General features: G+C 67.2%; 26 protein-coding genes, 1 tRNA gene, 1 pseudogene and 1 other annotated feature. Of the genes and pseudogenes, 5 read left to right on the top strand and 23 right to left on the bottom strand.

Annotated features, from left to right (window positions below; translation table 11 throughout):
• Positions 1–135: 135 nt before the first annotated feature.
• On the bottom strand, positions 136–1,266 hold the full coding sequence (locus tag H7I87_RS26980) for a M42 family metallopeptidase (protein WP_023864057.1): 1,131 nt from the start codon (positions 1,264–1,266) through the stop codon (positions 136–138).
• Positions 1,267–1,335: 69 nt separating this feature from the next.
• Positions 1,336–2,505 carry an aromatic ring-hydroxylating oxygenase subunit alpha gene (locus tag H7I87_RS26975; RefSeq protein WP_063971724.1) on the bottom strand — a complete coding sequence of 390 codons (1,170 nt, stop codon included), beginning with the start codon at positions 2,503–2,505 and terminating at the stop codon, positions 1,336–1,338.
• Positions 2,506–2,597: 92 nt separating this feature from the next.
• On the opposite strand from H7I87_RS26975, the gene H7I87_RS26970 reads away from it, so the two are divergent.
• Positions 2,598–3,203, top strand: coding sequence for a TetR/AcrR family transcriptional regulator (locus tag H7I87_RS26970; RefSeq protein WP_063971734.1), 606 nt, complete (start codon positions 2,598–2,600; stop codon positions 3,201–3,203).
• An 8-nt stretch (positions 3,204–3,211) separates the two neighbouring features.
• On the opposite strand, the gene H7I87_RS26965 is transcribed toward H7I87_RS26970, so the two are convergent.
• The 19 genes and pseudogenes from H7I87_RS26965 to H7I87_RS26880 form a co-directional block, all read right to left on the bottom strand.
• Positions 3,212–3,706 carry a hotdog fold domain-containing protein gene (locus tag H7I87_RS26965; RefSeq protein ID WP_023861824.1) on the bottom strand — a complete coding sequence of 165 codons (495 nt, stop codon included), beginning with the start codon at positions 3,704–3,706 and terminating at the stop codon, positions 3,212–3,214.
• Positions 3,703–4,356: a TetR/AcrR family transcriptional regulator gene (locus tag H7I87_RS26960; protein WP_023861825.1), complete on the bottom strand. Its 654-nt coding sequence runs from the start codon at positions 4,354–4,356 to the stop codon at positions 3,703–3,705. Before H7I87_RS26960 ends, H7I87_RS26965 begins: the two co-directional genes overlap by 4 nt.
• 106 nt (positions 4,357–4,462) lie before the next feature.
• Positions 4,463–4,795, bottom strand: coding sequence for a hypothetical protein (locus H7I87_RS26955; RefSeq protein ID WP_023861826.1), 333 nt, complete (start codon positions 4,793–4,795; stop codon positions 4,463–4,465).
• Between the two features lie 151 nt (positions 4,796–4,946).
• Positions 4,947–5,093, bottom strand: coding sequence for a hypothetical protein (locus H7I87_RS26950; RefSeq protein ID WP_003872798.1), 147 nt, complete (start codon positions 5,091–5,093; stop codon positions 4,947–4,949).
• The gene (locus H7I87_RS26945) at positions 5,074–5,433 is read right to left on the bottom strand and encodes a hypothetical protein (RefSeq protein ID WP_023861827.1); all 360 of its coding nucleotides are present in this window, start codon (positions 5,431–5,433) and stop codon (positions 5,074–5,076) included. The genes H7I87_RS26950 and H7I87_RS26945 overlap by 20 nt, the downstream gene beginning before the upstream one ends.
• Positions 5,434–5,669: 236 nt before the next feature.
• Positions 5,670–6,317: a hypothetical protein gene (locus H7I87_RS26940; RefSeq protein ID WP_129560163.1), complete on the bottom strand. Its 648-nt coding sequence runs from the start codon at positions 6,315–6,317 to the stop codon at positions 5,670–5,672.
• Between the two features lie 77 nt (positions 6,318–6,394).
• Positions 6,395–6,622, bottom strand: coding sequence for a hypothetical protein (locus H7I87_RS29375; protein WP_483310409.1), 228 nt, complete (start codon positions 6,620–6,622; stop codon positions 6,395–6,397).
• A 381-nt stretch (positions 6,623–7,003) separates the two neighbouring features.
• Complete coding sequence (locus H7I87_RS26935) at positions 7,004–7,240, bottom strand: hypothetical protein (RefSeq protein WP_129560164.1); 237 nt, start codon at positions 7,238–7,240, stop codon at positions 7,004–7,006.
• Entirely contained in the window at positions 7,237–7,698 is a 462-nt protein-coding gene (locus tag H7I87_RS26930; protein WP_023861829.1) for a hypothetical protein, read from the bottom strand. Before H7I87_RS26930 ends, H7I87_RS26935 begins: the two co-directional genes overlap by 4 nt.
• A complete protein-coding gene (locus H7I87_RS26925) occupies positions 7,688–8,896 on the bottom strand; it encodes a hypothetical protein (RefSeq protein ID WP_023861830.1) in 1,209 nt (402 codons plus the stop codon). Before H7I87_RS26925 ends, H7I87_RS26930 begins: the two co-directional genes overlap by 11 nt.
• Positions 8,896–9,192 carry a hypothetical protein gene (locus H7I87_RS26920; protein ID WP_023861831.1) on the bottom strand — a complete coding sequence of 99 codons (297 nt, stop codon included), beginning with the start codon at positions 9,190–9,192 and terminating at the stop codon, positions 8,896–8,898. The genes H7I87_RS26925 and H7I87_RS26920 overlap by 1 nt, the downstream gene beginning before the upstream one ends.
• 281 nt (positions 9,193–9,473) lie before the next feature.
• Positions 9,474–10,187, bottom strand: coding sequence for an IS3 family transposase (locus H7I87_RS26915; protein ID WP_224112562.1), 714 nt, complete (start codon positions 10,185–10,187; stop codon positions 9,474–9,476).
• Positions 10,148–10,240 (bottom strand): annotated as a pseudogene (locus tag H7I87_RS29075) (hypothetical protein); the annotation flags it as partial. The gene H7I87_RS26915 and the pseudogene H7I87_RS29075, both read right to left, overlap by 40 nt.
• 69 nt (positions 10,241–10,309) lie before the next feature.
• Positions 10,310–10,440 (bottom strand) — a sequence feature (AL1L pseudoknot).
• Entirely contained in the window at positions 10,395–10,742 is a 348-nt protein-coding gene (locus H7I87_RS26905) for an IS3 family transposase (protein ID WP_023861832.1), read from the bottom strand. (Overlaps the previous feature by 46 nt.)
• Before the next feature lie 522 nt (positions 10,743–11,264).
• Positions 11,265–11,337 (bottom strand) — tRNA-Ala (locus tag H7I87_RS26900).
• A gap of 52 nt (positions 11,338–11,389) precedes the next feature.
• Positions 11,390–12,436 (bottom strand): divisome protein SepX/GlpR, encoded by a 1,047-nt coding sequence (gene sepX / locus H7I87_RS26895; RefSeq protein ID WP_019731955.1) that lies wholly within the window; start codon positions 12,434–12,436, stop codon positions 11,390–11,392.
• Positions 12,437–12,641: 205 nt separating this feature from the next.
• A complete protein-coding gene (locus tag H7I87_RS26890; RefSeq protein WP_009975246.1) occupies positions 12,642–13,295 on the bottom strand; it encodes a GNAT family N-acetyltransferase in 654 nt (217 codons plus the stop codon).
• A 20-nt stretch (positions 13,296–13,315) separates the two neighbouring features.
• Positions 13,316–14,602: a molybdotransferase-like divisome protein Glp gene (glp, locus tag H7I87_RS26885; protein WP_003872802.1), complete on the bottom strand. Its 1,287-nt coding sequence runs from the start codon at positions 14,600–14,602 to the stop codon at positions 13,316–13,318.
• A gap of 127 nt (positions 14,603–14,729) precedes the next feature.
• The gene (locus tag H7I87_RS26880) at positions 14,730–15,638 is read right to left on the bottom strand and encodes a UTP--glucose-1-phosphate uridylyltransferase (protein WP_003877502.1); all 909 of its coding nucleotides are present in this window, start codon (positions 15,636–15,638) and stop codon (positions 14,730–14,732) included.
• Between the two features lie 76 nt (positions 15,639–15,714).
• Between H7I87_RS26880 and H7I87_RS26875 the strand changes: the two genes are divergently transcribed.
• From H7I87_RS26875 to mscL, 4 genes are all read left to right on the top strand, one after another.
• Positions 15,715–16,305, top strand: coding sequence for a 5-formyltetrahydrofolate cyclo-ligase (locus H7I87_RS26875; RefSeq protein WP_033726619.1), 591 nt, complete (start codon positions 15,715–15,717; stop codon positions 16,303–16,305).
• A gap of 107 nt (positions 16,306–16,412) precedes the next feature.
• Positions 16,413–16,739: an FmdB family zinc ribbon protein gene (locus tag H7I87_RS26870; RefSeq protein ID WP_003872805.1), complete on the top strand. Its 327-nt coding sequence runs from the start codon at positions 16,413–16,415 to the stop codon at positions 16,737–16,739.
• Positions 16,740–16,803: 64 nt separating this feature from the next.
• Positions 16,804–17,484: an SAF domain-containing protein gene (locus H7I87_RS26865; RefSeq protein ID WP_033726618.1), complete on the top strand. Its 681-nt coding sequence runs from the start codon at positions 16,804–16,806 to the stop codon at positions 17,482–17,484.
• Positions 17,485–17,551: 67 nt separating this feature from the next.
• Entirely contained in the window at positions 17,552–18,007 is a 456-nt protein-coding gene (mscL, locus tag H7I87_RS26860; protein ID WP_003872807.1) for a large-conductance mechanosensitive channel protein MscL, read from the top strand.
• A 24-nt stretch (positions 18,008–18,031) separates the two neighbouring features.
• Here the strand turns inward: mscL and H7I87_RS26855 are convergent, their stop codons facing one another.
• Positions 18,032–18,529, bottom strand: a complete 498-nt coding sequence (locus tag H7I87_RS26855) for a MogA/MoaB family molybdenum cofactor biosynthesis protein (RefSeq protein WP_008254072.1) — start codon at positions 18,527–18,529, stop codon at positions 18,032–18,034.
• Positions 18,530–18,588: 59 nt separating this feature from the next.
• Positions 18,589–20,055: a S1C family serine protease gene (locus H7I87_RS26850; protein ID WP_033726617.1), complete on the bottom strand. Its 1,467-nt coding sequence runs from the start codon at positions 20,053–20,055 to the stop codon at positions 18,589–18,591.
• Between the last annotated feature and the right edge of the window lie 82 nt (positions 20,056–20,137).

The raw sequence follows: 20,137 nt of genomic DNA, 5'->3' as shown, positions 1-20,137 counted from the left end.
GGGATTGTCTTTCGAGTGATTCGCTCAGCCGCGAGCCCACGTGTGCCACATGCCAACCCCATCGTTCTGCGTCCGGAAGCGTCGCCAGACTAACAGGGTGACCAGCGGGGTTGAGGTGTTTTGGCCGACTCCGCGTCAGCCGTTCGGCCGGCCCGGCTGCAGCACGAAATCGACCACGATGGCGGCCATGTCGTCGATCGCGCTGCGCGCGACCACCTCGTAGCCGTGGGTGCTCAGCGTGGGCAGGCACAGCAGGCCGGCGCGGGCGGTGAGCCCGCTCGCCTTGGCGTGCGACGCGTCGGATTCGAAGGCGCCCAGCGCCGCCGGCTGCGGCGACAGTCCGCGGTCGGTGGCGATTTTCAGCAGCCGGTCGGCGACGCTTTTGTCGTAGACGCACAGCGCGTCGCTGTAACCGACGATCGGGCCGCCGGCGACGCTGGTGGTGTATTCGCGTTCGGTGGGGCCGACTTCCAGCGCGAGGGTCAGGTCGCCGGGCAGGGTGGCGCTGGCATAGGCGCCGCCCACCCCGCCGATCTCTTCGTTGGTGGTGAACACCAGGTACACGTCGTCGGCGGGGCGTTGTCCGCGTTCGCGCAGCATCCGGGCGGCGTTGAGCAGCGCGGTCACTGCGGCGCGGTCATCGAGGAAGTAGGCGCCGACGTAGTCGCCGATCTCGACCACCGATCTCTTGCTGCGGTCCACGCACACCCGGGTGCCGGCGTGCACTCCCGCGGCGGCCAATTCGTCGGTGCTGCGGCCGGTGAAGACGTAGACGTGATGCCAGTCCAGCGATCGGTCGCCCTGATCGGGCTTGGTCTCCCAGATTCGTGAGCTTTCCTTGGTGGTGTGTTCGGAGCCGAGAGTCAGTACCGCGGTGAGGGTTTCGTTGTCGCCGAGCACGGCGACCGGACCCAGCCCGAAGTTGCCCGGGTACATGGTGCCCAGCTGCGTCAAATGCAGTGTGCCATCAGGTTCTACTCGTTTGACGATCATGGACAGCTCGTCCATGTGGGCCATGACCCGGGTGGCGGTGCCGGGGATCGCCGCGGTCCGGTGCCGGTGGTCGGGCGCCCCGGCATCGCCGCGCGATGCGTCGGCGATGTAGCCGATCAGGTTGCCGGCGTCGTCGGTCCACAGGTCGTCGACGACGGGTTCCAATTCGCGGGCGATGACGGCGCGCACCGCGTCCTCCTGCCCGCACGGCCCGTAGGTCCACAGCAGTTCTTGCAGCAGCTCGTCGGTCGAGTCGCGGTCGCGGTGCGCCATCGGATCCTCTCGATCAGGTTCAGAGCATCTGTACCCGCGCCGGCCTGCGGCCACTCCAACCGCCTCGACTCAGTCGAGTGCCACCCCCAGCTCGTGGGCGAACACCCTGATCATGTGCTGGACGGCGATTTCGTTGCGCCCGATGATCATGTGGTCGTGCTGGCCGTGCCGGACGCCCTCGCCGCACTGGGGCAGCATGGCGAAGTCCTCGTCGCGCACCGCGGCGTGCACGCCTTCGAAGACCGCGTCGTAGGCCGCGCGCATCTCGTCGTCGGCGGCGGGGACGCGGGCCATCCAGCTGTGCCGCACCGTGCAGCGGGTCGGCGCACCGGCGGGCAGCATGTCGATGATCTCCACCCCGACCGGGCTGTTGGCCAGGATGAGGTTCGGATACACCCAATAGATCACGCCCATGTTGGCCAGCGGTTCCAGCGACGCCGCAGGGTCGGTGGCGGCGTTGGTGATCCAGGTGAACGGGAAGCCGATCCGGTGATGCTTGCCGAACTCGTCGTAGACCATGGTGTTGGCCAGGGTGTTCTGCCCGATCAGGCTCTGCCCGTGGACGTACGGGAAGTGGTAGCCCTCGGCGAATGCCTCCAGGGCGCCCTTCCAGGACACCTCGGAGGTGAATTCGCGCTGGGTGTGATAGCCGTAGGAGGAGTAATTCCACAGCGCCAGTTCGGCTCCGAAGTCGCCCAGGTGCGCGTCGAGGTCGATGGTCGCGTCGGCGGTCAGCACCGCCCAGATGAAGCCGTGCCGCTCCTCGGAGGGCAGCTCCACCAGGCCGTAGTCCTTGGTGTTCATCGAGTCGAAGCCGGCCTTGCCGGGCACCGAGAACAGTTCGCCGGTGTTCTTGTACGTCCAGGCGTGGTACGGGCACACGAACCGGGCGGTGTTGCCCGAGCCGCAGGCCGGCATCGCGCCCCGGTGCCGGCAGTAGTTGAGCAGGACGTGACTGGCCCCGGAACGGTCGCGGGTCACCAGCAGGGAATCGCCCAGCACCGAGCGCACCATGTAGTCGTTGGTGTTCGGTAGCTGCGCCGACGGGACGATGGCCAGCGGGACCCGACGCAGGATCTGCGCCTCCTCGATCTCGGTGATCTTGGGGTCGCGGTAGTAGTGCAGCGGCACCCGCAGTTCCCGCTCGGCCAGGTCGGTCGTCTTGTCCAGGGCGTGACGCAGCCCCCGCCGCGTCAACGCCTCGTCGGTGCCGCTCACCGGGCTGTTGATGGGGGCCACTCGCTTCTCCTTCGCCGTCGACCTCCCGGACCATACAATCACCACCGTTTGTATTGTCAAGGCCCCGGCCCGGTGTGTGCGACGATCACGCCATGCGCCGGCACGGCTGGTCGGGTGACATCCCGGCCGACGACGAGGAGGCGGTTGCGCGCATCCTGACCGCGACGCGACGCGCCATCGACGCACGCGGCACGGTGAGCGTCTCGCAGGTGGCGTCGACGCTGGGCGTGACGCGGCAGACGATCTACCGGTACTTCCCCACCCACGAGGCGCTGCTGGGTGCGACGGCGCTGTCCGCGGTGGAGGGGTTTCTGGATCGCCTTGCGGCCCACCTGGGTTCGATCACCGATCCCACCGAGGCGGTGGTGGAGGGCATCGCCTACACCTTCGAGCAGCTCGCGCACGACAGGTACCTGAGCCTGGTGTTCCAGCCCGGCAAGGCCAGCGCTTTCACCGCCGGGGTCACCTCCGACATCGCCATCTCGTTCGGCAGGTCGATCTTGCAGCGATTTGAAGTCGATTGGGGCGCAGCAGGATTCGCCGACGCCGGGCTCGACGAACTGGTCGAGGTCATGCTGCGCACACTGCAGTCACTGATCGTCGATCCGGGGCGCCCGCCGCGCACCGGCGCGGAGCTGCGACGGTTCCTGCGGGACTGGGTCGCGCCCTCAGTGCGCGCGCACGCAATCAGTCGGTGAGCTTTTCGTCAGCGCGGTCGCGGTGACACGTGCATGGTGATGCGGGCGGTGACGAAGACATTGCCCTCGGCGTCCGACACGTCGACGGGCACGACCAATTCGAATGGCTCGTCGGTGAACTCGGGGATGGCGTCCAGGCGTGCGGTCGCGGTCACCGCGGTGCGGGCTTGGGCCTTGTATTCGACGGTCATGCCGGCGGGGATCCAGCGGTGGGTGGGCGGCACGGTCACCTCCGTCATCACGCCGGCGACGAGTTCGGCCATGTTGCACGATGCGATGGCATGAAACGAGCCGAGGTGGTTGTGCACACCCCGCCGGTTGGGGGCCTTGGCGCGGCAGAGTCCCGGCCGTAATTCGACGATGACCGGATGGACCGTGCTGAAGTAGGGCGCCTTGAAGCATACCGCCCGACTGAACATTCGATTGCCAAACGGCAAGCGCTGCAGCATGTTCCAGATCTTGAGGTTGGTTCTAATCGGCGCTGAGCCGGTCTTGGATGTCATGGGTGTGCCCCTTTCGTTAGGGTCGGGCGCGGTTTCGGTTTGGTGGAAGTGGTGGGTGGGGTGAGGGCCAGCACCGCGCGTACCGCCGCGGCGAGTCGTTGCAGCGCCGCCGCGTCGCGCAGGGCGTGGGCATCGATCAGCAGGGCGGTGGGCAGCTCGACAACACAGGTGCGAATGGCCCCCACCGCCTGGCGATCCCTTCTGCCCCAGACTTTTTCGGCCAGTTCGATAAATAGGTGCGCGAGGTCGTCGTCGAGTCGGCGCAACTCGTCGGCCAGCTCGGCCGGGACGTCGGCGGCGCCGAGGAGTTCGTCGCGGCGCACACGGAGCAGGAACCGAGCGGAGGCCGGGTGCTCGTGCGAGAACGTCGCGGGACACTCCGCAGCGGCGACCACCGCATCGACCGCTGCCTCGCCAGAAACGCCGCGCGACAGCGCCTTTGCCACGGCGGCTCGCTGGAAGCTCAGGTAACGCTTTCCAGCGCGTAGCCACACGTGACCAAGCAGTCCGCCGCGAGACCCGAACGCATGGTAGATCGCGCCGTTGGAGATGGCCGTCGCCTCCGAGAGGGCACGAATGGTGACCGCCGGCGGCCCGGATTCCGCGGCGAGTTGCTCGGCCACATCCATCAGGTGGTCGAAATCCAGCACTCGGGGGCGGGGCACTTCGACAGGATAACAGAGCACATGCTCTGAAATATTGGTGTCGCGGTCCGGCCGGGCCTGGTTGTCGGGAAGGCTGGTCGGCTCGTGCGATTTACTTCGACGAGCTGTGGGTTTCCAGGTAGCGGGCTGACGCCAACAAGGCCACGCTCAGCAGAATCAGCGCGGGCACGAACACGAACGGGTACGCCGCGACCGCGGCCAACGCGATGAGCGTGCCCGGCACCCCCAACGCCATCGCGGCCGTCGGATTCCGCTCGCCCAGGTAGACGATCCTCGCCGGCGCCGCGAAGGCTACCGCGGCCCGTGGATGACGGTCCGGCCAGCTGCCGTATGGGCGGCGGGTCTGTTGGCCGCATCCCAGGCAGGTGCGCCCATACGAGTAGCGGGTTTCGAGTCCGCAACCCGTGCAGGTGTGGGTGGTCATCCGGCTATGGTCTCATCGCGGCGAGCGGGCCCCGCGACTGACACCTGACTGGGCCCAAACGCGTTGGAGCTAAGGGGATTCGAACCTCTTACCCGCAACAACCGCTACTGCCTACCGGCAAAGCGGGACCTGGCCGCCCAAATCACGTGGGTCAGCGATTTTCGGCGAGCTTCTTTACCCGTGGATCCACCGGACGCCCCGTCTTTTCGCTGGCCGCGACGGCCGCCTTGGCGGCAGCCTTGCGCACCGCGAGGCTCCGCTGCTCCACCTTTTGGGGGTTATCGTCCCGGGTCGCCATCGCCATCCTCCGGCCCGCTTAGTGCTGCATGTTCGGCAATCATCTGCACGATTTCGGAATCATCGACAGTCGCCAGTTTAGAGACCACCAGGGCGGAGAGCATTTTCCCGCCCAACTCGGCCTGGGCGGCGGTGACCCCGCCGTCGACGGATTCGGATCTGTCCGCTTCCGCGCCGAAGTGCCCGGGTCCGATGGCATCAACCCGCACGACCACTCCTACTCCTACCACCGCGGCAGCGAAGCCCTGTATGGCATGGCCGACGTCGTCTACGGTCACGGCGACCAACTCCAAGCCGACGGCATGACCGCCGAACATCGCCATTCCCTGGGCGGCGTGCAAGTCAGGATTCCAGGACTACCCCCGGTCACCATCGGTCCACGGCCCACTGCGCGGCCCGCGGGTAAGGGACGTCGTGGGTGATCGTGGCGAGTTCTAGCTAGCTCGGCTTGCTGGTACTGCGCCCGACGACTTTGATTGCGCCGCACATGGTTTGGCGCCCGGTCGGGACATCGCCGACTACGAATTCTCGGGCGGTGGACCATAGTAGCCTCGAATTTTGCGCTACTCGCCATTCCCTATTCAGCACTCGGCACGTAAGAGTAATACTCGCGCACTTCCATTATCGACGACCACTGAGGAAATCCGGCGATTATCTCAGCGTCGGATAACTCACCCATATCAGGCGGCGCGCCGTCGATCCCCTCAATATGCCCAATATAAATACTGGCGCCCAGGCCAGATACCAACAAACGACCAAATTTCAGAATATATTCTGCTAACCCACTGGGGTTCAGACCTGCCGAACTCGCCGACGAGTTGAGTCCTTTTCCCTGCCGCGAGCTGTCTGACGCGTCAAGGGCCCGCATGTCCTCGTCGCTGCTATTCCACTGCGGAAACGGCGGTCCTGCGCCCGCGGACCCTATGGGCTCCCAATTGGCGTACCGCGCATGCCAGGGCCGCTGGCGCGCTGCGTCGTCGTTCGACCAAACAACGTTGCCGACACCGGTTACGACAACGAGTGCAGTATTCGAGCCTTCGAAACCACAACACCATTGAATGTCACAGAGGATGCCGACGCGAGACCGTTGCGGCGACAGGCGCATGTCGATGAACTCGGCATCGTTTAGCGCGCCGGTAATGGTCAGTGGGTTGCGGTGCGAGGACGACTTCGATTCCACGTCCGGCGTGAACTCATAAAGCTCGCTAACCGGGTAAAAATTCATGACCACCTCTCATTACTCCGGCAACGGTATGTGCGCATAGTCATCCGACGGAGGTATCGTTCGCCCGGTAAAGGGATTTACCGTTTGGCTTTCACACGTGGGTCAATCCACCCGTGTCCAGGTGGCAATGAAAACTGCCAGCCCTTACCGGATTCGGCGGGTCCGATTGCGCTCTCTCCGGATGGGACACCCGGCAATTGCTCGCCGTGCGGGCCAACGACGCTCTCGGGCGGATGCTGGGTGAGGAACGCCCGATCTGTAGGGAGAATGTCGACGGCTTGCGGGCCGGTGTTGTTGTTAATGATGTCGCTGGTATCAAGGCTACGTAGCCGCGCCCAATAGCAGCGAGTGCCGCCAGCGTCCGGTACGTCCGCAGGATGTCCACTCCGACTACGTAAGTTCCGTCGCTATCGATCTCCGTTTTTGGGCCAGTCACGCTCGGAGTGGACGGCTGTGCGTACGTCCTCGTAGGCGAGGTGGCAGGGGGCGTCACTGTCACGGTTCTGATCGATGGGCCTGTCCCATTAGGTACCGTGATGCTACATGCGGCGCTAGTGCATGCAGCAAGAGCTAAGAGCGCCAAACGTTTCATGTGATCGAATGGTATGCGCGCCGCACCGGTTGTACGGGCGTTTGTCGTAGACCGAGGGCACGCTCCACACCGATCGTTGCCCCTAAGCCGAGTTTCAATCTTCCGGTCGGTAGTGGCTGTGGTCGTCGTCGTATTCTGGGCGTTCTCCCATGATGGTGTTGGGATCAATCAAGCGACGCGGTGACGCCGGCCCGGTGATGGAAGTCCATTCTGGGTCTGTGTACAGGTCAATTCGGCGGTCCCGGATCCAGCGGCAATACCAGTAAAAGAAGATGGTGAATAGAGCCATCAAGCCCACCATCGCGACCAATCCGAGAATCGCGGTCATCATGCTGGGCATGCCGCTTGTAGGGCTTGGCCGACTTTTTGGCTCTGTGCGGCGTAGTCGATATAAGCGCGCTGGAAGTTCTGACTTGAGCTGTCATCCGATCCGTTCTGTGACTGTCCTGGAATCGTCTGGCGCCACACGGCGAGCATCTTGTCATCGAGATTGACTAAAGCGTAAGCCTTTTCGCGCAAACCAGGATCGTGGACCTGGTCGGCGTACTGTCGCAGGCGGGTTTCGCGAGTTTGGTACGCATCCACTAGTTTCTGCGGGTCGTCGATGCTGGTCGGGATGAGATCGCGCATTCGTGCGCTCTCGGATCTTGAGTACTTGAGCATGTCGTTGACGACCGCGCAATCCGAGTTCGGACTTGGCCTCAGATACAGCCACACCGAAACCCCGGCTATGGCCAAGACCAGCGCGGCAGTGGCTGCCGCGATGATGACGGTGCGCCTAGTTGCCACGGGTAATCACTGGTGGGCTGGGGATGCCGGTCGACGGTAGGCCGCCTGCCCACCAGCCATTCTGGATGTCGATGCTGCCGCCGTTGAGGTCGGGTAGGTGGATGGTCGCTTCTGGATAGACCGTAGAAGTTTGCATGAGTTGTCCCAGGGTGACCGGCTTCCAAGTGTGCGCCTGGCTCATGTCTGGCATTGTCCAATCGCCGAACGGTCCTCCAACACCTTGCCAGACAGGAATGGTGTTGAGTTGGTACTGGTATTCCTGCCATTGCGCCTGATACCAGCGGCCGTTGATCTGAACCGCCTTAGTGATGCCGTTGAATTCAGTCCCACTAATCCGCACCTTTGATGTGCCCTGTAGATCTATTCCCCACGCTCGCGCCTTCTGCGGATTGTCAGATCCGCCACCGATTGAAGTCACGCCGGTCGACGGGCCGGTTAGCAGATCGGGCCGCACGCATGGTGGGTCCGATTGATACAGCGAGGGGTCTGGCAACCCGTTAGGGTTGTCCGATGGATGATCTGGATCCAGCGCCCAATAGCCGGTGCCGGGATGCCAGCCGGGCGGCGGCGGTCCGTCCCACCTGCCGGCCGGTGGATCATGACGGGGCAGTTGCGGAATCCCACCGTTCGAGTTGTCGCCACCTTGGGTGTTATCGACGAGCTGGATACCACTGCCCTTCCCGTTGTGCGCAAAGGTGGTATTCCCAAGGCCAGCGGTGGCGGTGGTGAGCTGGCCCGCAACCTTGGTTTCGGTTCCGTCGAGTTGCTTCGCGCGCGACCAGATTTCACTAGCCATCTGTTCTGCCTGCGCTTGGCGGGCGGCCTGCTGTGCCGCTGTGCCGCCGTGGTCTGTATAGCTGACCGAGAGGTCTTCTCCCACATCGAATCCCGCGTTTTGCGCGTCTGCGACGGCATTCAGCACGCTTCGCTGGGCTGCACTGATGTCACTCGCGCCGCTGCGTGCTATCGCAGCCGCCTGGCGGAGGAGGTCGGCCTTCCCGGTGACGGTGGAGAGGTCGGCTGCGGTGCGCTGCCGCAACGCATCACCCCCGGCGCCCTTCCACGCAATCGAGTGGGATTCGTTGCGCATCGTCAGAAACGCGTCCTCCCAGCGATCGGCGGTTTGCGTCCAATAGCTTGCCGCGTCGGTCAAGTGCGCGGTACTCCACGCCCGAATCTGCGAAAGGGTCGCGGTCATCAGACCATGGTCACTTTGGTCACGCCGGCCATTTCGTGGGCCGAGATTGCTTCCTGACTGTCGTAGCCGGCCGCGGCATTAGTCACTCCACCGGCGGTGTCCTGACTCCGACTCGCGAACGCTGCCCCATCAGCGCTGACCATCGCATTGATGCTGCTGACCGCAGCGGTCGTGGCCTGGAATGGCTGTCCGGGCGACGGCGGCGTGGTCGTAGTGAGTTCGGCACCCAGGCGCTGCCATCGATCCGCCATCGCGGCTAGCTGGCCCGGGACGACCTGTAGTCCATCCGATCCCACCTGAACGATTCTATGCAGAGAGATACCCGGGCGGTATTTCACCGTTTCCCGCGTACGCGGTGTCGACACAGTGAGGTCGTTGCCACAAGCGCCACCTCCACGACGGATGCCGATGCTGCCGGGGATTCTCCCCTGCGGTGGGCGAAGGGAGGGGCGGGGCGAAATCCCTGACCTCCCAGTAGCTCGGCGACCGCTCTTGCGCGGCTTCGAGCGACCCACGTTTCGGAAATATGTTGGGCGGTGTGATCACTGAATCGCCCTGGTTCTGATGGAGACTCGAACTATTGGATTTCGGCCAGGGGTTGGCCGGTCCGTTGTGCATCGTAGAACGTGGCTTCGAACTCGGTCGGAGGAACGTCTGCGAGGTAGCTGTGGAGGCGACTGGTGTTGTGCCAGTAGACCCAGCCCAGGGTGGCCAGCTCGACGTCCTCGACGGTCTTCCAGGGCCCGGTGCGGGCTGGTCCGTAGATCAGCTCAGCCTTGTAATAGCCGTTAACGGTTTCGGCCAGTGCGTTGTCGAAGCTGTCCCCGATGGTGCCAATCGAGGGCGCCGCGCCGATCTCGGCGAGCCGCTCACCGTAACTGTAGCGGATAGAATTGAACTGCGATCCGGCGTCGGAGTGACATGTCAAGTCGGGCAATGTGTTTCCGCGAGACCATCGGGCCATTTCCAACGCGTCAAGGACCATCGTTGTCCGCATATGCGAAGCCACCCGCCACCCGACGATCATGCGGGAGTAGGCGTCGACGATAAAGCACACGTAGGCCACCCCGGCCCAGGTCGGCACGAACGTCAGATCGGTCACCCACAACTGGTTGGCGCGGTCGCGGTGAACTTCCGCTTGACCAGATCGGGATGTCGCGCCGCTGTCAGGTCGGGTTTGGCGGTGCGCACTCGTTTGCCGCGACGCACCCCTTGGATGCCCGCGGTGCCCATCAGCCGGGCCACTTGGTCGCGGCCGACGTCGTGGCCGGCCCGACGTGCGGCTTTCCACAACTTGCGGGCCCCGTAGACACAGTAATTGTCCTCCCAGAGCTGCCGCAGCACCGGCCCCAAGACCGCATCGCGTTGGGCCCTCGCCGACAGGGGCCGGGTCTTGGTGTCGTAGTAGGTGCTCGGAGCCACCGACACCCCTGCGTGCGCAGGACGGTGATGATGGGCTCGACCCCGAACTCGTCGCGGTGGGCGTCGATGAAAGCGACTATTTCTTGTGTTGGCGATCGAGCTCCGCCCCGAAGAAACTGGCCGCTCGTTTCAGTATTTCGTTGGCGCGCTTAAGTTCTCGGTTCTCCTGTTCGAGATCCTTGATGCGCTGCGACTCCGCGGTGGAGACCCCCGGTGAATAGCCGTCATCGATGTCGGCCTGGCCCACCCACGAGCGCACCGACTCCACCCCATAGCCGAGCTGACGGGCCACCCGCGAGACAGTGCCCTGCTCGGTGCCTAGCTCAGCGCGCAACGCACGGACCATCCGCACCGCGGCGGCCTTCTCCTCCGGGCTATACCTGCGACTGGTCGGCTTCTTCCCTGACGACGGTTCCGTGGGCATACCTGCATCCTCGTTTCCAAGGTCAGGAGCCTCCGGGATTTCCAGGGGCGATTCAATCGGGCGGATTGCAGTGGAGTACGCCGAAGTCTTGGGAGCGGCGCTCCGCCCCATTCCCTGCTGCGCTTGCCACGGAGCTTGCCGCGTTGATGATCGGCAAAGGACGGGATGAGCTTGTGTTCACCGACCTGCGGGGCGGGGTTTTGAGGAACTCCAATTGGCGTGCCCGAGTGTTCCGTCCCGTTGTTGTGAAATGCCAGGCCCAAGACAGCACCTTCCCAACCATCACTCCCCACGACCTCCGGCACACGGCAGCCAGTCTCGCCGTTAGTGTGCGGGCGGAACGGAAAGGCCGTATGGCGGATGCTGGAAAACGCGAAAGCTTCTATGACCCTCGACACCTACACCGATATGTTCGACGAAGACTTGGATGACGTAGCAGACCGACTGGACACGGCCTTCCGGCCTCTCGGACGACGCAAGTGCGCTGGCGGAACCGATACGTTCTGACCTGCTCAAACTTTGTGGAGCTAAGGGGATTCGAACCCCTGACCTACTCGATGCGAACGAGTCGCGCTACCAACTGCGCCATAGCCCCTGATCGCTAAGCAGGCTACCAGCCGCGGCAGCAACTGCCGAAACCGCGAGCACTATTCGCCGACGGCGCGCGGCAAGTCCCTGGGCCAACCGAACGTCCGCATCGGCATCGCGTACTCCAGGTGCTCGAAGATCGGGTCCTCGTCGTCGATCTCGAGCACCACCGCGCCCGGGCGCCGCAGCCGCGACGGCACCACGTCGTAGTCGCGGTCATAGGCGTTCTCGACGCCGAGCCGCGCCCGCGCCATCCGCTGCATGCGGCGCCGGCGCACCTTCTCCTCGATGCGCGTCTGGCGGCGCAGATAGCCCAGGTAGAGCAGGGTCACGGTGGTCGCGGCGCCGCAGACCCACCACGCCGTCGGCGAGATCTTGAACGCCGCGGTGGCCGAGCCGACCAACACGACCGCCATCGCCATCAGCACCCGCTTGCGGAAGGCGTATTTACGGGCGCTGACCGCGGCGGCGGTCTTGGTGTCGAACCGGCGCCGCCGCGAGGCGTTGCGCGGCATCGGCGCCGGCGCCTCCTCGTCGGCCTCGTCGCCCTCGGCGGCAGGCTCCTCCAGGCCGGACGAGTCGTCGACGTACTCATAGCTGTCCTGCTCGTCGCCGCCCTTGGCAACCGCCTCGGTGTCGACGTCGTCGTCCTCGGCCGGCTGCTCGTCGTTGTTCTCGGCCGCGGAACCGCTGGCGCCCACCGGAAGTGCGGCGGAATCCTCGACCACGTCGACGTCCAGATAGTCGGGCTCGGCGGGTTCGGCGGTGGCCATCCTCATGACCACCGGCCGCCGGCGGCTCAGCTCGTCGGTGTCGGCGTCGTCGTCCTGGTCACCGGGCTCGTCCGCGGCGACGTCGTGCTCCTCGTCGAGGTCGGCGTCGGAGTCTTCCGGTCGCGTCCAGTGGGGATCGCTGCGGTGCCCGGCGGCCGGCCCGCCGCGCTTGACCAGCCGAGAGTTGGCCCCGCCGTTGAGGACTCGGGTCGCCAGCGCCACATCGCTGGTGCGGCGCACCGCGTCGCGTTTGCTGACCAGCATCGGCACCAAGACGAACAGCCACAGCACCACGAGCGATATCCACAACAACGACTGCGGGATGCTTGGCATGATGACCTGCTCTCTTCGGTTCCCATCCCCCGCGAAGCCCATCGGTGGCCAACGCGGCCGGGTCGTGATGACCAGGACAATTACACACCTGTAATTTGCCTCTCACAAGCACCACTAGTCACTCGTGTCGCGCTAGTCCCAGATGGGCAACGTTTCGGCCGCCACCGGCGCGTCGCCGTAACGCCGCCCTACTAGGCCCCGGCCGTCACACCCAGCTCGCGTTACCGGCGCGGACCAGCGTCGACGCCACCGATCCGCTGACCTCCTCGACCGTGATCGCCATCAACAGATGGTCCCGCCAGGCCTTGTCGACCTCGAGGTAGCGCTGCAATAGGCCCTCCTGGCGGAACCCGACTTTCGCCAGCACGGCCCGGCTCGCGGCGTTCTCCGGACGCACGGTGGCCTCCACCCGATGCAACATGACCGGGCCGAAGCAGTGGTCGAGACCCAGCGCCAGGGCTGCGGTGGCCACCCCGCCGCCGGTGGCCGAGCGCGGTACCCAGTAGCCGATCCACGCCGACCGCAACGCCCCGTGAGTGACGTTGCCGATGGTCAGCTGGCCGCAGAAGCGCCCGTCGAGCTCGATGACGTAGGGCAGCATCCGGCCCTGGCGCGCCTCGGCGCGCAGGCCCGAGCACAGCGCCGGCCAGGCGGCCACCGCGTGCCGGGTCGTCCAATCGCCCTCAGCGCTGGGCTCCCACGGTTCCAGATGCGCCCGATCGGCCAGCCGGATCCGGCTCCACTGCGCGCCGTCGCGCAGCCGGACCGCCCGCAACCGGACCACCCCGGCCGGCACCCGCAGCGGGCCGACACTCATCGGCCAACCGGGATGACGGGAATTGTTGCGCAACAGGTTCACGATGTGTGCAGTCGTTCCGCTCAGCCGCGCTGAGCCAAGAAGGCGACGTCGACGATCTCGCCGGTGCGGATCTGCTCGGCCCCGCTGGGCACCACCACCAGGCAGTTGGCTTCGGCGAGGGTGGCCAGCAGGTGCGACGACGCGCCCGGGGCGCCGCCCAGCGCCTGCACCAGATACTCGCCGCTGTCCTGATCGCGCATCAGCTGGCCGCGCAGATAGCCCTTGCGCCCGGCCACCGACGTGATGGGCGACAGCGTGCGGGCCTGCACGATGCGGCGCATCGGCTGGCGCTTGCCCAGCGACAACCGGATCAGCGGGCGGACCATCACCTCGAACACCACCAGCGCGCTCACCGGATTGGCGGGCAACAGGAAGGTCGGAACGCCCTCGCGGCCCAGCTGCCCAAAACCCTGGATGGAGCCCGGGTGCATGGCGACCCGGACCACCTCGATCTCCCCGAGCTCGGACAGCACCTGGCGCACCGCTTCGGCCGCGGCGCCACCGACCGCGCCGGCGATCACGATCACCTCGGCGCGGTTGATCTGGCCCTCGACGATGTCGCGCAGTTCCCTGGGGCCGCCGCCGACGATCCCGATCCGGTTGACCTCCGCCCCGGCGTCGCGGGCCGCCGCTGCCAGCGCATAGGAGTTGACGTCGTAGACCTGCCCGTTTCCCGGGGTGCGCGAGATGTCGACCAGTTCTCCGCCCAGCGCCATGATCGTCACCCGCGGCCGCGGATGCACCAGCACCCGCTCGCGGCCGACCGCGGCCAGCAGCCCGACCTGGGCCGCCCCGATCACCGCTCCGGCGCGCACCGCGACGTCGCCGGGCTGGACGTCGTCGCCGGCTCGGCGCACGTAGGCGCCCGAGGGCGCGCCCCGGTAGATCCGCACCCGCTGCGTCCCGCCGTCGGTCCACCCCAGCGGCAGCACCGCGTCGGCCAGCGTGGGCAGCGGGGCGCCGGTTTGCACCCGGACGGCCTGCCGCGGCTGCAACCGACTGGGGGTGCGCGACCCTGCCTCGACGGTTCCCATCACCGGCAGCACCAGCCCGTCGCGCGCGTCGTCGACCGAGTCGTCGAGCGGCGCGGGCAGGCCCTCGGCGCCCACCTCGCCGACGCCGAGCACGTCGACGCTGCGCACCGCGTAGCCGTCGATCGCGGCCTGATCGAAACCGGGCATCGGGCGTTCGGTGACCACTTCCTCGGCGCACATCAGGCCCTGCGCCTCGGCGATCGCCACACGTATCGGCCGCGGCGCCACCGCGGCAGCCGTGATCCGGGCCTGCTGCTCTTCCACCGAACGCACAGCGCGCCTCTCTGCCCTCAAATCCGGCGGGCGCTGCGTGGCGCACGACCCGCCCACTGCGCGGGCGGGGCATCCCCGCCCGGGACCGCTTGGCGTTGCGCCGACCCGCCGTCGCCTGCCGGCCCGGTTACTGCTCGGACAGGCCTAACCGCGCCACCAACCACTGCCGCAAGTCCGGGCCGTAGTCGTCACGGTCCAATGCAAAGTCAACCGCAGCCTTGAGGTAGCCGCCAGGATTTCCCAAGTCGTGTCGAGATCCGCGGTGCACGACCACGTGCACCGGGTGGCCCTCGGAGATCAGCAGCGCGATCCCGTCGGTCAGCTGGACCTCGCCGCCGGCGCCGCGGTCGATGCGGCGCAACGCGTCGAAGATGGCGCGGTCGAGCACGTAGCGGCCCGCCGCGGCGAACATCGACGGCGCGTCCTCGGCCTTCGGCTTCTCGACCATGCCCTTGACCCGCAGCACGTCCGGATCGTCGTCGGGCACCGGCTCGACGTCGAAGACGCCGTAGGCACTGATCTCCTCGGGCGTCACCTCGATGGCGCACAACACCGTGCCGCCGTAGTGCGCCCGCACCTTCGACATGGTCCCCAGCACACCGGTCGGCAGCACCAGGTCGTCGGGCAGCAGCACCGCGACCGCGTCCTCGTCGTCGGCCAGCCGCGGTTCCACACACCCGATCGCGTGGCCCAGTCCCAGCGGCTCGCTCTGCACCACCGACTCGACTTTGATCAGCCGCGGCGCCCGCCGAACCTTGTCCAGCATCGCGGTTTTGCCGCGCTCCTCCAGCGTGCTCTCGAGCACCAGGTCCTCGACGAAGTGCGCGACGACACCGTCCTTGCCCTCCGAGGTGACGATCACCAGGCGTTCGGCGCCGGCCTCGGCCGCCTCGGCGGCGACGAGCTCGATCCCGGGGGTATCGACCACGGGCAGCAGCTCTTTGGGGACCGTCTTGGTCGCGGGCAGGAATCGGGTACCGAGGCCGGCGGCGGGCACAATCGCCGTGCGTGGCACCACCACGTTTGGGCATGACATCGTTCACACGATAACCCGCATCGACTTTGCCGAGTGGATGTGGCGCAGGCGAAGACCGGGCTGTCATGGTTTACCCATGGCCACCACCGGCAAGGCCGCCCTGCGCGAACGGCTGCTCGCCGCCCGGCGCCGCGTTGCCGACGACGTTCGCGCCGCTGAGGCGCGAATGCTGCGCGAACAGCTGGAGTTCATGGTGACCAGCGGCAGCACCGTGTGCGCCTACGTGCCGGTGGGCGCCGAGCCGGGCTCCGTCGAGATGCTGGACATGTTGCTGCGGCGGGCCGGGCGGGTGCTGCTGCCGGTTGCCCGCACCGCCGCCGACGACACCCCGCTGCCGCTGTGCTGGGGCGAATACCGGCCCGGCACCCTGACCACCGGGCGGTGGGGGCTGCTCGAGCCGGCGCAGCCGTGGCTGCCCGCATCGGCGCTGGCCGACGCGGCCCTGGTGCTGGTGCCGGCGCTGGCCGTGGACCGCCGCGGGGTGCGCCTGGGCCGGGGCCGGGGGTTCTACGACCGCTCGCTGGGCGACCGCGATCCGCGGGCGCGGCTGGTCGCGCTGGTGCGCGACGCGGAACTGCTCGACGAGCTACCGGCCGAGCCGCACGACGTCCCGATGACCCACGCGCTGACGCCGCACCGCGGGTTGGTCACCCTCGGCGCCCGCTGACGTCTCGGTCGTCTCGGTCGTCTCGGGAATGAGACCGCGTCACCTGGCGGTTCTAGCACTTGACACGCTAGAGTGCTAACAAGGTTTGCGACCATCCGGAGGTTTACGTGCCGACTTACAGCTATCAGTGCACCGAGTGCGACGATCGCTTCGACATCGTGCAGGCCTTCACCGACGACGCGCTGACCACGTGCAAGCACTGCTCCGGGCGGCTGCGCAAGCGCTTCAACTCCGTCGGCGTGGTGTTCAAGGGCAGCGGCTTCTACCGCACCGATAGCAGGGAGTCCGGCAAGAAGCCCGCGGGGTCGACCAACGGCTCCTCCTCGAGCGACTCGAGCTCGTCGACGAGCGACAGCTCCGGCTCGAGCGCCAAGTCCGGCTCGGGCGAGAAGGCCGCCAGCAGCCCCGCGCCGGCCGCCGCCGCGGCCGGCTGACGGTTATCCACAGCGGCGCCGCCGAGCGCCGACCCGGGCGCCGCGCCGCGCCTACCGTTGCGGCGTGGGCGAATCCTCGCTGAACCCAAGCGTATTGAGCCGGCTGTCGGTGTGGCTGCGGCCGGACTGGACGCGCACCGTGCTGGCCCGCCGGATCGCGGCCGGCGCCCTGGTGGTGTTGGCCGCGATCGCCGCGCTGCGGTCCGATCCCGCCGGTGACTATGCGCCGGTAGTGGTGGCCGAGCACGACCTGCGCCCGGGCGCCGCGTTGACCGCCGCCGATGTCCGTCTCGAAAAGCGTTTGGCCGCAACGGTTCCCGAGGGATCACCCGCCGAGATCGGCGCGGTGCTGGGTTCCACACTGGCCGGCCCGGCGCGACGCGGCGAGGTGCTCACCGACGTGCGACTGCTGGGCAGTCGACTGGCCGAGGCGGCCGTCGGGTCCAAAGCGGCAGCGGGCGCGCGCATCGTGCCGCTGCACCCGGCGGACGGCGCGCTGATCGACCTGGTGCGGCCCGGGGACGTGGTCGACGTGCTGGCCGCGCCGGCCAACACCTCGGCGGAGACGACCCACGCCGCGCCCAAGGTGCTGGCCACCGACGCCGTCGTGGTGCTGGTGTCGGCCCGGGAAAAGATTCAGGCCGCCGGTGCCGACCGCGTAGTGTTGGTTGCGCTACCGGCTGGGGTGGCGAACACGGTGGCAGGCGCGGCGCTCGGCCAGACGGTGACACTCACCCTGCACTGAGCGCCTGTCCGCGGGGGATCACCTGGCCGACAGCAAACTCTGTCCAGTCCCAGAAAGGCCATCGCCAATGCTCAAAGGGTTCAAGGAGTTTCTCTCGCGGGGCAACATCATCGACCTGTCCACAGCGGTGGTCATCGGTACCGCGTTCACCGCATTGGTCACGACATTCACCGACAGCATCATCAAGCCGTTGATCAACCGCATCGGCGTCAACCAGAAGTCCGACATCGGCATCCTGCGGATCAGCATCGGCGGCGGGCAGACCATCGACCTGAACAACGTGCTGTCCGCCGCGATCAACTTCGTGATCATCGCCGCGGTGGTGTACTTCCTGGTCGTGTTGCCCTACACGACGCTGCGCAAGCGGGGTGAGGTCGAGCCGGCCGACGACGCCCAGGTGGTTCTGCTCACCGAGATCCGCGATCTGCTCGCGCAGACCAACGGCGACTCGTCGGGCAAGCACGGCAGCGTGAGCACCACGCCCCCACCGGAGTACGGGCCGCGCGCGGAGGCCGAGTCGTAACGACCGGCGCCGGGCAGCCCGGGTCTAGATCTCCAGGCTCGACAACTGCCCGATGATCTGGGCCGCCAACGGATTCAGCGTCGCCATACCGTCGCGCACCGCATAGCGGGAGCCGGCCAGGTTGACCACCAGCGTGCTGCCGGACACCCCGGCCAGTCCGCGTGACAAACCGGCGTCGATGATGCCGGCGGACAGCCCCGAGCCGCGGATGGCCTCGGCGATGCCGAGGATTTCGCGATCGAGGATCTCCCGGGTGGCCTCCGGGGTGACGTCACGCGGGGTGACGCCCGTCCCGCCGACGGAGACGACCAGGTCCACCCCGCCGATCACCGCGGTGTTGAGCGCGTTGCGGATCTCGACCTCGTCGGCGGCGACGGCGACCACACCGTCGACGACGAATCCCGCCTCGGTGAGCAGCTCGGTCACCAGCGGCCCGCTGTGGTCCTCGTCCCCGTGGGCGGTGCGATCGTCGACCACCACGACCAGTGCCCGGCCAACTACCAACTCCGCGCCCGTTTCCATGGGTGCAACCGTATATCCGAGCTCCGACAATCCCGCCGCCGAGGGTTCGTCCACTCTCACTACTGGTCCGCCTTTCCCAGGGTGACCGGCAAAGTCCGGCTGCCGCCGCCGGCGGGATCGGAGAACGTCAACGTGATCTTGTCGCCCGGCGCTTTGGACCGCACGGCGGCGACCAACGCGTCGGCGCTGTTGATCGGGCGGTCGTCGACCTTGGTGACGACCACGTTCTTGGGCAGGCCGGCGCTGGCGGCCGCACCGCCCGACACCACGTCGACGACCTTGGCGCCCGGGGTGCCCTTGTCGTTGGTCACCTGCACGCCCAGCGAGGCATGTGACGCCTTGCCGGTGGCGATCAGCTCGTCGGCGATCCGCTTGGCCTGGTCGACCGGGATCGCGAAGCCCAGCCCGATCGAGCCGCTCTGCGCGTCCGGCGAGTCGGCGCCCAGCGTGGCGATGGCCGAGTTCACGCCCACCAGTTGGCCGTTCATGTTGACCAACGCTCCCCCGGAGTTGCCGGGGTTGATCGCGGCGTCGGTCTGGATGGCGTCCAGCACGGTGTTCTGGTTGCCGGACTCACCGGTGGTGGACACCGGCCGGTTCAGGGCGCTGACGATCCCGGTGGTCACCGTGCCGGAGAGACCCAGCGGCGACCCGATCGCCACCACCGGCTGACCGACCCGCAGGTCCGACGACGACCCCAGCGAGATGGGGGTGAGCCCGGACATGCCCTGCACCCGGATGACGGCGATATCGCTGGTGGGGTCGGCACCGACCACCGTGAACGGCGCGGTGCGGCCGTCGGAGAAGGTGACCGTCGTCTTCGGGGTGCCGGCGCCGGGACCACCGCCCGGGCCGCCGGGCGGCAGCGGGACCACCGGGGGCGCCGCGGGACCCTTGGGCGGTCCCGCCGCGGCCGCGACGACGTGGTTGTTGGTCAGGATCAGCCCGTCGGTCGACAGGATGATGCCGGAGCCCTCCTCGGACTGACGGCCTAGATCGGTCTCCAGCATCACCACGCTGGGCACCACCTTGGCCGCCACCTGCTCGACACTGCCCGGCGGCATGTTCGCCGCCGGGACGCTCGGCGCCGCCCCGGCGATGCGCCCGCCGCCGCTGCCCGTTGCGTGGGTGCCCATTTCGACGGCCGTTGCCGCGGCACCGCCGATGCCGGCCGACACCACCGCGATGGCGACCGCTCCCACGGTCAAAAGCCCTGCGCGAGAACGCTTTTGAGGTTCCGGCGGGCCGGGCATCCCGGGGTGCATGCCGGGCAGCGGACCGGTGCCGGTGCCGCCGGGGACGCGTCCCGGCCCGGCGTTGCCGAAGGGCTCGTAGGGCGAGCGGAACTGGGTGGCTTGCGAGGGCTGCGACCGATAGCGCCAGTCGAATTGCTGCTGGTAGGGCTGCTGCCCCTGGGCATAGCCTGAGGAGCCCGCGTGGCTCGGGACGGGCGCAGTCTGATTCGGCGCGGGCGGGTATCCCGGCTGCTGCTGCGGCGGTGGCGAATACCTCGGGTCATTCGTCATGTCGCTAAGTCGCTCTTCCTCTATCTCGGCGTTTCGGCTCGCGGTGGGCTCGGCTCGGCTGGGTTTAACAGTAGCCGCAGAC

The organism is Mycobacterium timonense (assembly GCF_025821985.1).
Lineage (GTDB): Bacteria > Actinomycetota > Actinomycetes > Mycobacteriales > Mycobacteriaceae > Mycobacterium > Mycobacterium avium.
This window is presented reverse-complemented; position numbering and strand designations above follow the sequence as displayed.